Annotated in this window: 11 protein-coding genes; 6 read left to right on the plus strand and 5 right to left on the minus strand. The window is 35.5% G+C overall.

Annotated elements, in window-relative coordinates; translation table 11 throughout:
* The first annotated feature begins 6 nt into the window (after positions 1-6).
* The 4 genes from EHQ24_RS16620 (at position 7) to EHQ24_RS16635 (ending at position 6,585) form a co-directional block, all read left to right on the plus strand.
* Positions 7-1,272 (plus strand): methyl-accepting chemotaxis protein, encoded by a 1,266-nt coding sequence (locus tag EHQ24_RS16620; protein WP_135602743.1) that lies wholly within the window; start codon positions 7-9, stop codon positions 1,270-1,272.
* 338 nt (positions 1,273-1,610) lie between these two features.
* A complete protein-coding gene (locus EHQ24_RS16625) occupies positions 1,611-4,121 on the plus strand; it encodes an ATP-binding protein (RefSeq protein WP_135602744.1) in 2,511 nt (836 codons plus the stop codon).
* Positions 4,122-4,150: 29 nt separating this feature from the next.
* Entirely contained in the window at positions 4,151-5,350 is a 1,200-nt protein-coding gene (locus tag EHQ24_RS16630) for an EAL domain-containing response regulator (protein WP_135602745.1), read from the plus strand.
* A gap of 167 nt (positions 5,351-5,517) precedes the next feature.
* Positions 5,518-6,585 carry a methyltransferase domain-containing protein gene (locus EHQ24_RS16635; protein WP_135602746.1) on the plus strand — a complete coding sequence of 356 codons (1,068 nt, stop codon included), beginning with the start codon at positions 5,518-5,520 and terminating at the stop codon, positions 6,583-6,585.
* Between the two features lie 122 nt (positions 6,586-6,707).
* Here the strand turns inward: EHQ24_RS16635 and EHQ24_RS16640 are convergent, their stop codons facing one another.
* The gene (locus EHQ24_RS16640) at positions 6,708-7,253 is read right to left on the minus strand and encodes a hypothetical protein (protein ID WP_135602747.1); all 546 of its coding nucleotides are present in this window, start codon (positions 7,251-7,253) and stop codon (positions 6,708-6,710) included.
* A gap of 236 nt (positions 7,254-7,489) precedes the next feature.
* Here EHQ24_RS16640 and EHQ24_RS16645 point away from each other — a divergent pair, with 236 nt between their 5' ends.
* Positions 7,490-8,446, plus strand: coding sequence for a hypothetical protein (locus EHQ24_RS16645; protein WP_135602748.1), 957 nt, complete (start codon positions 7,490-7,492; stop codon positions 8,444-8,446).
* Between the two features lie 258 nt (positions 8,447-8,704).
* Here the strand turns inward: EHQ24_RS16645 and EHQ24_RS16650 are convergent, their stop codons facing one another.
* Complete coding sequence (locus EHQ24_RS16650; RefSeq protein WP_135602749.1) at positions 8,705-9,298, minus strand: hypothetical protein; 594 nt, start codon at positions 9,296-9,298, stop codon at positions 8,705-8,707.
* A 134-nt stretch (positions 9,299-9,432) separates the two neighbouring features.
* Between EHQ24_RS16650 and EHQ24_RS16655 the strand changes: the two genes are divergently transcribed.
* A complete protein-coding gene (locus tag EHQ24_RS16655; protein ID WP_135602750.1) occupies positions 9,433-9,819 on the plus strand; it encodes a hypothetical protein in 387 nt (128 codons plus the stop codon).
* A gap of 114 nt (positions 9,820-9,933) precedes the next feature.
* Here the strand turns inward: EHQ24_RS16655 and EHQ24_RS16660 are convergent, their stop codons facing one another.
* From EHQ24_RS16660 to EHQ24_RS16670, 3 genes are all read right to left on the minus strand, one after another.
* Entirely contained in the window at positions 9,934-11,232 is a 1,299-nt protein-coding gene (locus EHQ24_RS16660) for a glycoside hydrolase family 1 protein (protein WP_135602751.1), read from the minus strand.
* Positions 11,233-11,283: 51 nt separating this feature from the next.
* Positions 11,284-11,952: a DUF2461 domain-containing protein gene (locus EHQ24_RS16665; RefSeq protein ID WP_135602752.1), complete on the minus strand. Its 669-nt coding sequence runs from the start codon at positions 11,950-11,952 to the stop codon at positions 11,284-11,286.
* A gap of 204 nt (positions 11,953-12,156) precedes the next feature.
* On the minus strand, positions 12,157-13,434 hold the full coding sequence (locus EHQ24_RS16670) for an ATP-binding protein (protein WP_135602753.1): 1,278 nt from the start codon (positions 13,432-13,434) through the stop codon (positions 12,157-12,159).
* Positions 13,435-13,464 lie beyond the last annotated feature (30 nt).

Here is a 13,464-nt window from a genome sequence, read left to right on the forward strand (position 1 = left end):
CCATTCATGAAACTTAGTAAAACCACTCAATACATAGTTTTATCATTAACAATACTCATTACACAACTCGGATCATTGGCATACCAACTTTTTGGTATATCTGATCCCAGTTGGATCATGTTTGTTTTGCTTGTGTCTAACCTTGTTTTTTCTGTAATCACAGTAACGTTTGCTTTATTGCAAATAAAGAAATACAAAAAACAATTTTTAATTATCAAAAAGACTATTTCGGCTGCCATCAACGGTAATTTACATGTTGAACCTAATCTTAAATCGAACCTAAAAAAACGCAACGAAGTCGATGCAATTTTAATTTCTTTATTTGAATTATTACATATCTTTCAAGACATCATAACACTTTTAAAAGATGCAACAATAGGTCTCTCATCATCTGTTGATAATGCAAAACTTGCGGATGATTCTTTTCATTCTAGTTTAAATAGACAAAAAGACTATTCGCAAAACTTAGAAGCAACTGTCCGCAAGATGACCGATAATATGACGAATATTGAAAATGCATCTACAAACAATTATTCAACTTTGATTCGTGTTTCAGAAAGTATTAAACTTTTATCAGGTCACATCAATGAGTCAGAAGAAAACAGTAACCTTTCAAAAAAATTAACGTTTGGCATTTCCGAAAAAATTCAAAAAGGGAATAAAGCAATGGAGGAAATGGCAACTGTCATTGAAAACATTGCAACTAGTTCTGGGAAAATAGAAGGAATGGTCATTGTGATCAAAGAAATTTCAGAACGTGTAAATTTATTGGCATTAAACGCTTCGATTGAAGCTGCACGTGCCGGAGAGTATGGAAGTGGCTTTGCAGTTGTTGCACAAGAAGTGTCTAAACTCGCAACTCAGACTTCCAATAGTATCAAAGAAATTGATGCCAATGTAAAACGGAACAAGGAAGAAGTCACACTCAATCGGCAAAAAATCAATGAAACCAACCAACTATACAAAGAAATCATCGGCGAAGTAAAACAAATTTTCGAGAAGATAGATTTCATTTCGGAATCGGCATCGAACCAAATGCAAATCAAAGAAAAGTTACTATTCGAATCCGAACAACTTTCTCAGATGTTAGCAGAGATCAAACAAAACATAGGCGATCAAAACAATTCCCAAAAATTAATCTCCGATGTTGCTCACGCAATGGACTCAAGTGTCAATGCAACATTTTCAGAAGGGGAAAATCTTTCTAAACTTTTAGAAAAAATAAAATCTACTAGTGATGATATTGGTGGAGTTATTTTATTATTTAAGTAAAAAATAAAAATACAGAAACAAACAAGTAACATCTGTTTGTTTAATTACCAAAGGTAAAATTCTTCAATTTTAACTCCACCACCTTACTGCCATTAGAGAACTTTGTTCGCATAACACGAGTATTGGTTTATTGCATAGCTCTCAAAAAAAGTTTATAATCTTGGTTTTTTTTATCGAATCTAAGACCTAAAAACTAAACAAAACCTACTCTACCAATTTTATCATAAATTTTATTACAACTAACGCTTCACAGAAGTTGTATTTTCTGATTGCTTAAATTGAAGTTTTATGCTGCTCTCTTTCTTTACGCTTTTTAATACTGCTATGGAATTAAATACATGGATACAAAAGAGCTAAGGTTGGACGATCTATCTAAAAACAAAATCAAAGCTCAGTTTGATTTCCAAAGCATCTTTCAATCCCTCCCTGAACTCTACATGCTCTTAGATTTAGATTTTCGTATCATCGACATTAGCGATGCTTATGCGAAAGCCACACTGATTGAAAGAAAGAAAGTAATCGGACATAATATTTTTGAAATATTTCCTGACAATCCAGAGGACAAAAATGCGGATGGAGTCAAACAACTTAAGTTTTCCTTAACGCAAGTGCTGAACTACAAAGTTTCTAGCACAATGACAATGCAAAAGTATGACATTCCCAAACCAGATGGGAGTGGATTCGATGTTAGGTATTGGAGCCCTAGAAACTCACCTGTATTCGATAAAGATGGAAACTTAGTTTGCATTGTCCACCGCGCAGAAGATGTGACCGAATTTGTTTCTCTAAAACAACAGAAATTGGAACAATCAGAAGTCAGAGAGGATATGTCTGAACGGATTGCCAAAATGGAATCCGAAGTTCTAACTCGTGCCAAAGAAGTGATCGAAAAAAACGAAGCTTTATTAAATAGCGAACAGAACTTATCCATCACCTTAAGTTCCATAGGCGATGCTGTCCTTGCTACGGATGAGAAAGGAATTATCAATCGTTTGAATCCAGTAGCAGAAGGTTTGACCGGATGGAGTGAAAGTGAAGCCATTGGTCACAATGTAAACGAAGTTTTAAAATTGGTTTATGCAAAATCCGATTTACCAAAGGACATCCCTATCTTTGAAGTATTATCATCTGGAAAAGCAAAAGGAAATAGCCAGGATGGGATCTTAATCCATAGGAATGGTAGAAGGATCAATATTTCAGACAACTGTGCACCGATTCGAAACAAAGTTGGTAAAATCATTGGATCCATATTGGTATTTCGTGATATTTCGGAAGAGTTTGCTGCCAAAACATTTTTAGAAAAAGCAAAGGAAAATGCTGAACTAGCAAACAAAGCAAAAGATTCATTTCTCGCTACAATGAGTCATGAAATTCGCACCCCACTCAGTGGACTCATTGGGATGTTAGAATTGCTTTCCCAAACATCCCTTAACGTTGATCAGAAAAGTATGGTTCAAAATGCTTTGGGATCAGGGAACAGTTTGTTACGCATTCTCAGTGATATTCTCGACTGGTCAAAAATTGAAGATGGTAAACTAGAATTATCACTGCAACCAACATCCATTAGCCGACTTCTCTCCGAGGTTGTCACAACTTACGCACATATTGCTAGTTCCAAAGGATTGAATTTATCATATAGTGTTGATGAAAATATTCTAGGCGCACATATTATGGATCCTTTAAGGCTTTCGCAAATCATAAACAACTTTGTTAGTAATGGAATTAAATTTACTTCCAAGGGTAATATAAAAGTTTCTGCAGAGTTAGTTAAGAATTTAACTCACGCACAACAAATTCAATTTTCAGTGACCGATACAGGAATTGGTCTTAGTAAAAAAGACCAATCAAGATTATTCCAAACGTACACTCAAGCCACTGCGGATACTGCGAGACTGTATGGTGGCACGGGACTTGGACTTGCAATCTGCCGACGTTTGGCAGACCTTTTGGATGGTGCGATTACTATCGATAGCTCACCAGGTATCGGTTCTACATTTAGCATCACATTGTCTCTTCCTACGGTTGATCTGGATCTAAATCATCTAAACCCTCTGAAAGCGGAAGAAGGATCTGTGGAACCCATTGCTCGTTCCCAATCCTATAGCCCTAAAATTCTAGTAGTAGATGACCATTCAGTGAATTTAGAACTTTTAGTACGCCAACTGGAAATGTTTGGGCTTCAAGTGGATAGTGCAGACGACGGTGACAAGGCTCTTATGTTATGGCTAACAAACAAATATGATCTAATCATTACCGACTGCCATATGCCTATCAAAGATGGGTATATGTTAACAAAAGAAATTCGAAATATTGAAACTTTTAGTTACCAAAAACGAATTCCTATCATAGGATACACTGCCAATGTCTTAAGCGAAGAAAACGAACACTGCCTTTCCGTGGGAATGGACGAAGTATTAATCAAACCTGCTCGTTTGACAAATCTTAGACAAACTCTTCTCAAATGGTTACCAACGATCATTTACCCAACTCAAACCAACACAACCGATTTACTTGTTAGTACGGAATCACCAATCGATATAAATGAACTTAAAAACATAGTATCTAACAAAAAAGATCAAATTTCCATTTTAAAAAAATTCAAAACTCACCATAGAAACGATTTGGCAAAACTCATTGATGAACTTTCGAAAATGAATCTAACTGAAGCAGCACGCCTTGCCCACCGCCTTAAAGGTTCAAGCCAAGTAGCTGGCGCAAGGGAATTGGTGAATGGATATATAAAAATCGAATCATTTATTAAAGAAAACGAAATAGATAAAGCTCTAAAAGAAATTGAAATAATGAAAGAAGATGTTCGAAACATTGAATCTTTCATTGATATCTTATAAGTTGATTTTGACTGAATTTAGGTGAAGTTATGGTTGCAGAGGAATTGAAATTTTTAGTGATTGAAGACGATGATTTTCAAAGGGAAATCATCGTTGATATCTTAGTAAGGTTAGGTGCGATGAAGGTTACTGAAGCCAGAACGGGAACAGAAGCACTCAACTATCTAAACGATGAAAAACAAAACTCTATCGATATCATTCTCTGTGATTTAAATATGCCAGAGATGGACGGTATGGAATTTCTTCGTCATATTGGAAACTCTCATTCATCCATTGCAACGATCATCATGAGTGCCCTCGACGGTGCATTGATTGATTCTGTTCGAAAAATGGCAAGTGCTTATGGAACTTACTTACTCGGCGCGATCGAAAAACCAATTACACCAGCTAATTTAGAAACATTATTTTCTCTCTTCAAATCCCAAGACATAAAACAAAGAAAAGAATTAAACCAAGGATCCCTTTTTACTTTAGGAGAAATTTTAGAAGGTTTAACCAATGGAGATTTTGCACCTTTTTTCCAACCAAAAATACAATTATCTACAGGAAAGTTGATTGGTGCAGAAGCTTTAGCAAGATGGGTTCATCCAGATCGTGGTGTGATAGCACCTTATGCGTTCATTGATTTGTTAGAAAAATCAGGCAACATCGACATATTAACATTTATTATGTTAGAAGAATCAGCGAAGGCATGTAAATTAATTCATGCACAAGGTCATAAAATATCCATCTCAGTCAACCTTTCCCTTACATCACTTACCGATACAAAACTTGCCAATAAAATCACTCGAGTTGTTTCGGAATCAGGGTTGGATCCAAAATACATCATCCTTGAAATTACGGAAACAGCAGCTATGACAGAAATGGCACCTGCTCTTGAAAACTTAGCACGCCTTCGAATGAAAGGGTTTGGGCTTTCTATCGATGATTACGGAACAGGATATTCCAGTATGCAACAAATCGCTCGGATTGCGTTTACAGAATTAAAAATAGATCAATCCTTTGTTCGTGAAATGACAACTAGCAATGTTTCGAAAGTGTTGATTAATTCAAGCATTGAGATGGCAACAAAGTTACAAATGAAGTGTACCGCAGAAGGTATCGAAACAAAAACTGACCTCGAACAACTAAAAGGTATGAATTGTGACTTAGGACAAGGTTATTACATAGCAAAACCTATGAGCTTTGAAAATTTTTTAAAGTTTTGTAATCAAAGTTTAAGTAACTAAAAACGAATTTGGAATATGATCATTTTTCGTTCAGAACAGTAAAATGATAGAAGAGATCATTATTTTGTGCGATTACAGAATTTTCTCAAACGATTCGATTTACAACCTTCTATATAGTATAATTATAAACACAATACACTATATATTATTTTGCCGGAATTAAAATTATGCCCACAAACACTGAATTAGAAACATTAGAAGCTGTACAAAATTATTATGGAAAAGTTCTTAAAACAAACAAAGACTTAAAAACCAGTGCCTGTTGCAGTGTAGAATCCTTACCGGCGGCTTACTCACCTTTATTATCAAAAATCCATCCTGTAGTGAAAGAAAGATTTTATGGATGTGGGTTCCCTTTCCCACAAGCACTTGAAGGCAGAAAAGTTTTGGATTTAGGTTGTGGGTCAGGGAGAGATGTTTATTTATTATCGCAATTAGTTGGTGAATCAGGAACCGTCATTGGCATCGATATGACAGACGAACAGTTAGATGTTGCGAACACTTATCTTGATTACCACAGAGAACAATTTGGTTTTGAAAAATCCAACGTAACCTTTCTCAAAGGTTTTATCGAAAATTTAAAGGCAACTGGGATTGAAAACAATTCGATTGACTTAGTGGTTTCTAATTGTGTTACAAATCTTTCACCTAATAAAAAACTTGTTTTTTCCGAAATATTGAGAGTCTTAAAACCCGGTGGTGAACTGTATTTTTCTGATGTTTTTACTGATAAAAGGATTCCCGAGAATCTCAAAGAAGACCCAATTTTACTTGGAGAATGTTTAGGTGGTGCACTTTATACGGAAGACTTTAGAAGGTTACTTGCCGAACTTGGGATTTACGATTTTCGCGTTATATCTAAGTCAAAAATCAATCTTTTAAACCCAGAAATTGAAGAAAAGGTCGGAAATATCAATTTTTATTCAATCACATTTAGAGTATTTAACATTCCACTAGAAGACCGATGTGAAGACTATGGCCAAGTAGCTTATTACAAAGGAACAATCAATGGAATTCCGCATCACTTTAAATTAGATGACCACCATGTTCTTGAAACAGGAAAACCAATGTTAGTTTGTGGTAATACTGCAGATATGCTTTCAAAAACTCATTATAAAGATCATTTTCAGATCATCGGAGACAAATCAAAACACTTTGGACTTTTTGATTGTGGCCCAAGATCGGTAACACCATCAACGTCTTCTGATGATAGTGCAGCGGGCGCTTGCTGTTGATTGGTATTTTTAATTATGGTAGATTGATTAGAACTTCAGTGATGTAGATAAAAAATTCAGTTATCCAATAAGGATAGGTCTCTATTCTAGAAATAATCGAAACAGAGACCTATGATTCAATGTTATTTTATTGAAATTGTGGTAGAATTTTCATCCAAAAGAATTAATTTTTCAGGCAAAACTTCTTTAGGTAAAAAATAAATGAGTGTTCGGGTAGCCGCTTCATTTGGTTTCAAGGTTAGTTTTGTTTCAACTTTACCTGTTGCAAAATTATTTCCAGAAACATCTTCTTTTACATCATTCCAAACATCTACTTCGAAATGTCTTACGAAAGTAGGTGAGTTTAACTTTTTCACTTCTTTCCCTTTGTCATCCATAATTGTCACGTAAGTGGGTTCCAATGCAATTCGAGAAAACACAATTTCGTGATCAACCGATTTTAAATTTTTAAAAGAAACAGTGACATGAATCAATCGTAGTTCAGGTGAATTCGGATAGAAGTTTTTCCCACCGGATGCAAAACTATTTGGTCCATCAGTAACCTTGAGAACTTCAATCTCTAGATTTTTTGATTTTGATTTAATATTCTGTTTCAATATAAGTGGGGTTGCACAGTTGATGAGAACAAAAAAAGGCAAAAGATATGCTGTGAATTTAAGATTTTTCATAAAAACAAAAACTATCAAGAACTATCCCAAGTCAAATACTTTTCTTAATATTCGTTAGTTGCAAAATTTAACTCTTTATAACGCTAGTTTTCGAACGTTTGCTTTATTTTAACCATCTGCTTAAGGTTTTTACATTTTGCCTCTGAATTCAATATCATCTATCCGTTACAGAATATTCGCTAGTTCGAATTTTCTGATTTACTACTTTTTAGAAACCATTTAACTTTGTATATGCTATGAGACTCTTACTACTAATCACTATCATTTTCTGTCTTTTCGGCTGCAAAAAAAAAGACTCTTCTAATACAGAAGAATTACTTTTAGGGTTATACCTACTCCAACCCACGGATTTAATTTTAGAACTAGGATTTCCAGGATCACAAAACAAAATTCAAAACGGAGATCTCATTGGCAAAACTTCGGGAGTCACTGTGAAAGTAGGAGGTGTGACTGCTACAGGTGTGTCCGCTGTTAATTCAGACACCATTCAATTTACTATGCCTACCATTCCCGGGATTACAGAAAATAGTGCGGTTGATTTTGCCGTTGAAAAAGATGGTGCGACTGTATTCTCTACAAAGGTGCGTTATCGACCACTACTCAGTTGGGCAATCAACGAACCACATGCAACATTTCGTTATATCGATGGAAGGGATAATAAAAACTTTTTTCAAATTACAGCAACAACTGCAACTCATGTATTTAATACCTTCGGGCATGGTGGCTCTGATCTAGACATTTACTACTTTACAAGTTTAAATGGAACGATGATTCCTTTCGCTGAAAAAAGAAGAACTGGAGCAGAATTCAATCGAGTGGCACTCAATGCTGGAACTGTTTATATTATGATCAAACATATTAGTGGATTCGGTGGAACTTATAATTTACAGGTAGCCAATGCGGGCGTAGTCGCAAGTTCTTCAGCAAAACTAACTTATAACGGATGGCCATTTAATCTTTGTTATGACACAATGGGAACAGGCCCTGCTACAGGAAATAACTGTCTTGCCCAAATGGCAGTGTATAGTCCAACGAGAACTGGGCGTTGTACGTATCCAGGAGATGAAGGTTTAACAACCAGAAATTATTATGCTGAAGGTGGATTTGCGAACCAAACAACAAACCTGAATGGTTGTCTCTTTCCAGGCGGCGGGTCATATAACGAAGCAGAGGCGATTTTCATTCTCGACTAACAATTGCTTACATCTATTTCTTTGGAATTAATCTATATAGGCAATCAGAGAAAATCAAAAATTGTTTCATGGTGTTTATCTACAAAGCGTAATATAGTTTTCGGTATTTCATTTTTGACTTCGGGCGTTCCCAATCCAATCAAAATTAAGGATTCTAAATTTTAGGGTCGGGCCCGTCCGGGGTGCGCATTCGCTCCCGTCCGCATACAGCGGACCAAGCCCTCCCGATCCCTAACGCAAAATCTCTCCTAAATTCAATTACCGAAATGCATCTTCTAATGACTGAAACACATCTCGACTAACACCAACAGGCATAAAAAATCCAATTGTATTAACTGAATCGGAAGAACCTCCATAAATTTCTATGGCCACAGAAGTTTCCGCTGATTCTGCAATTAATATCTCCTGGAACTTTGGATAGACTTTAGTCGGTGCCAAAAAATAAGATAAAAAATTCTTAAAGGGAAAAGAAGCACTCAGTCCATTCATTTTAGGAATGGTAAAAGTTTTAAACTTAACAGCCGCTTGTTTCTTTTGTTCTGGCGAAAGTCCTTCCAATCGACAACCTAAAACAGAGCGCAATTTTGCCGGTTCGGTATCGGGACTGTCTAAATATATCGCGAGACTGTCACAATCTTTTATCCCAATCGATTCCCAATCTTTTTGGAAAATCTCCCAACTGGCTCCAATGTTTTCATAGGCTCCCTTATGAGTTGAATAATATATTTCTGTTTGTTCGAATGATTCACGACTCACAGCCACTTGTTGAAATCCACCCATGTAACCGTAAAATGAGATCCCAATCAGGATCAAGGCAGCGATTGTGATACCAATGTATTTTAATTTGTTCATTTTGTTCTCCTTTATCCAGAAAAAACTTTAGATCACTTCAAGTATAAATTATAGTAAAGTAGTAATTTGCTAATTCATGAAAAAACTCTCGCTTTTCTCATTCTTTCTGAATCATTATATCCCGAGGTATACACATGAATTTTATTATATCTAACATCAAATGGATTATGCTTGGCTCCGGAATCATTACCTGCTCCATGATTCTCCCTGCATTGCATCCAACGTTAGGACTCACGTTAACATTTGGAGATACATTGAACGGTGATTTAGCCAATATCATAGTTCGCAATTGGGGAGTTCTGATCACAATTACCGGCGGAATGTTGGTATATGGCGCCTATAACGAACCAAATCGTAATTTAATTCTTGTAGTTTCTTCCATTAGTAAAAGTACATTTGTTTTACTTAATTTGATTTATGGACAGTCCTACTTTGCAAAATCTGGGATTGCTCTTGTATTCGATTCAGTCCTTGTGATTATTTTTGTCGCTTATCTTTTGGTTCAAAGTTCCAAGAAATAGAATGTTTTGAATCCAAGACTACAAAGATGGAAGGGTTTTCTGATCTTTAAGTAAGTGGTCAACATCGCTAGATAGAGCCAACTTAAATCAGAAAAACTTTTCCATTAACGATAATCATAGACTCAGAGAAACTCTTTTCGTTTTACAAATCTCCGCATAGCGAAGTGCACTTTTACGAACGCGGCGATCCATATTGGAATAATCCACTTCAACCAGCCCAAACCTTGGACCATACCCATCGTTCCATTCTAAATTATCCAAAAACGACCAATAGTAATAACGTTCCACAGACACACCTTCATCAAGTAACCGACAAATTGTTGCTAAATGGTCAATAATAAACTGCTCCCTCTTTTCATCTTTTTCATCAGGAATGCCATTCTCCGTAACATAAATAGGAAGTTTGTACTGATCCCAAATCCGATGACAAACAATAGAGAGTCCTTCCGGATAAATCTCCCAACCTAAATCATTTTTATGAGAATCGGGACAATTTGGATCGACCATAGGAACGGCAAATAGATTTCCTGGATTATAACTGGCTTTAAAAAGATGGCGAGAGTAATAATTAATCCCAATAAAATCACAGAAGATACCCTTCCCTTCCGGATAACCAAATCCAATCGGAAAGGATAATTTTCCTTCTATGAAACCTTTTGTTTGGATTTCATGAAATAGAAAATCACTTAAAAAACATCCAAGACGTGCCAAAGGATGGGATGTCAGAGGTGCAAAAACAGCAAGATGGTGCGCAAAACCAACCTTAGTTTGTCCTGCAAAACCAGATTCCGTTCGAATTTTATGAATGAGCTTATAGGATTTGAGGTGAGAAAGAATGAGCCGACGAGTTACTTTTAGATAGGCAGGTATATCCCCATGGCTTCCCGGAGGATATTTACCATCCACATAACTATCATTAGCAAAAACATTTGGTTCGTTAATAGTGCACCATTCGGAAACAAGATCCCCGAATTGTTTCACGGAAAATTCAACAAAGCTTAGGAATTCCTTCACAGCATCCTTTCCTAACCATCCCCCTTTTTTTTGAAACCATTCAGGGCAGGAAAAATGATGTAGTGTTACAAGAGGTTTGATCCCAGCTTCCAATAGGAGTCGGAACTCATCACGATAATGAGCAACTGCTTCCATAGACCATTCCCCTTCGGAGGGTTCGATCCGACTCCATTCAATACTCATTCGGTAACATTCTTGATTTAGTTTTGATAAAAGTTTTACATCTGCCACATAACGCGCATAGTGATCAGCACCAGTAAAACTAGACTCTCCATTGCCGACTTTTCCAGCAAGTGACCAATGATACCAATTGTTATGAATATCTCCACCTTCAATCTGAGTGGCAGCGGTAGCAGAACCTAATAAAAAATCTTTCGGAAGTTCAAAATCTTTTGACATTCCCTTCTCCTTATATACAAGTTTCAAATTTTGTTTCATTAACAATTGCTATTATTTTTTCGCCATAGCTTCTTCTAAAAATTGATTTAGAGGGTATATGGTTCGAAAACTTTGGATCGCATCATCCATAAAATGATTGGATGTTAAATCAGAATTTTTTATCTTTTTTCCAACAGCAAATCCTTTGTATTTCAAAAAATCTAACGCAGGATGGTCTTTCGCAAAACCTTTAGGTGCTGTTTTCAATTTGTCCGCATAGAATGTTGTTCCGAAATTTTGAACAAATTTTTTATTATCTAAAATTTTTCGAAACGACTTTGTATCGGATACAATCCTTTCTCTGATTTTAAATAATGATTTTGGATCGGGCATATAACACCCACCACCGAGTAAGGACTCACCAGGTTCAATGTGAAGATAATAACCCGTACCTTCAATTTTCCGATTCCCACCTCTCATAAAAATTCCGAAGTGTGTTTTGTAAGGACTTTTATCTTTGGAAAAACGAACATCTTTATAAATTCTAAAAATACAAGACTTCGGATCGACACCCTTTAAATTTTTGTCAAACTTTTCTATTTCTGATAAAAAATATCCTGTGAGAGAAACTAGTTCACTCTGAATTTCAGTAAACCGATCTTTGTTTTCAATAAACCAGTTTCGATTGTTATTTAATTTTAATTCGGATAAATAATTAAAAATGGTTTTACTTATTTTCATAACGGATAAATTCCCAAATGATCAAAATATCCATTGATTCTAACAATTCCTATAAAATTTCAAATTAAAATCGAAGAATTCACCCGTGAAAAGGCACCAAAATAATTTTTTCTTAATAAAGATCGATGGGTTAAATCCCAGATTTTGAAAGGAACCTAATGATAGTTTTTAGTGGCGATAAAAGTATATTTCAAAATCCATTTCTTATTCTAAATCGAATTCTAATGTAATACAAACTTCTGCAAAATCTCCTTCAGCATGCTCCGAGTGTAATACATTGGTATATATTCCAGATTGAATTGTTCCAATGTGAATGTTTCCACCCATATCTTCTATAATTTTTTTAACAATCGCAAGTCCAAGACCGAGAGCAAACTCCTCTTTATCATAACGTTCATCCACAACTTTATTTAATCTAAAAAATGGATGAAAAAATGCTAAATCATCAGAATGTCCAAAATCCACTGCTGCGATGCCTTCTTCAGAAGATGGGTTTATAAACTTTATCAAAAACTTCTTTTCTGTAATCAGAAAAAGTACAATTAAAGAAACACCATCAGGAGAGTATTTCATTGCATTAATAAACAATTCCTTAGTCAGTGTGATTAATCGATCTTTGTTAAGATTTACATAATATGAACTAGCGTTTGGCAAAACGGAAATCAATATATTCTGCTTTTTAATTGCCAACATATCGTCTAAATCATCAGCAACATTTTGTACTAATTGTATGACATCTTGAACATTTAATAATTTTAATTCAAAATCGCTTTCTTCAAAATACCGTTGGGCAACTGCCAAGGAATTGACCAATTTTTTAGTAAATTTAAAATTTTCTTCGACTAACTCGAAGTTACGGATAGGGATAGTAACTACTTTACCTTTTTTTTCTACCTTCCGAATCATAGCGCCCATTGACGTTACCAAACCACCGAGACCAGTTCCTTGCATCAAACTGGTATTCAAATTTGGCAAAGCTTTCAGCATCCAGGATTTGTGTTTCCCCTTCTTACCGATCTCCTTTTTCCAATCAAAGATATCTTTGATTTCTTGAAACAAACTCTCTTCATACGAAACAACGCGAACTTGTTTTTCCGATATATCTTCTAAGTTAGAATAATTGATGTCTCTCTGATTTTTCTGTACCCAAGAAAACAAGATAAACTGTTCTGAATTATCAAAGGTGTCACTGATTAAGTTTTGGGGAATGGAAATTGAAGAAATTCCGAAACAATGAATTGTATTCTCAATCAATATTTCGCTTGTATAGGTTTCTCCCTTGACTGCTTGTAAAAAATGCGTATGACTAATATTGAATTTAGCCAGAGAGGATGATGAAAGAAAATGATCCGAACTTAGATCATCATGGAATTCTCCAATCTTTGCTTCGTCAAACTCTGCACCCTTAACCAATTTCAACTTGAGCTGATTACTAAAAACAGCATAGTTCCCAATTGGCAGAGCGGAAAGGAATGAATCCAAAACACTTAATATGTGGTATTCAGTTAACAA

This window comes from Leptospira noumeaensis (assembly GCF_004770765.1).
Taxonomy (GTDB): Bacteria; Spirochaetota; Leptospiria; order Leptospirales; family Leptospiraceae; genus Leptospira_A; species Leptospira_A noumeaensis.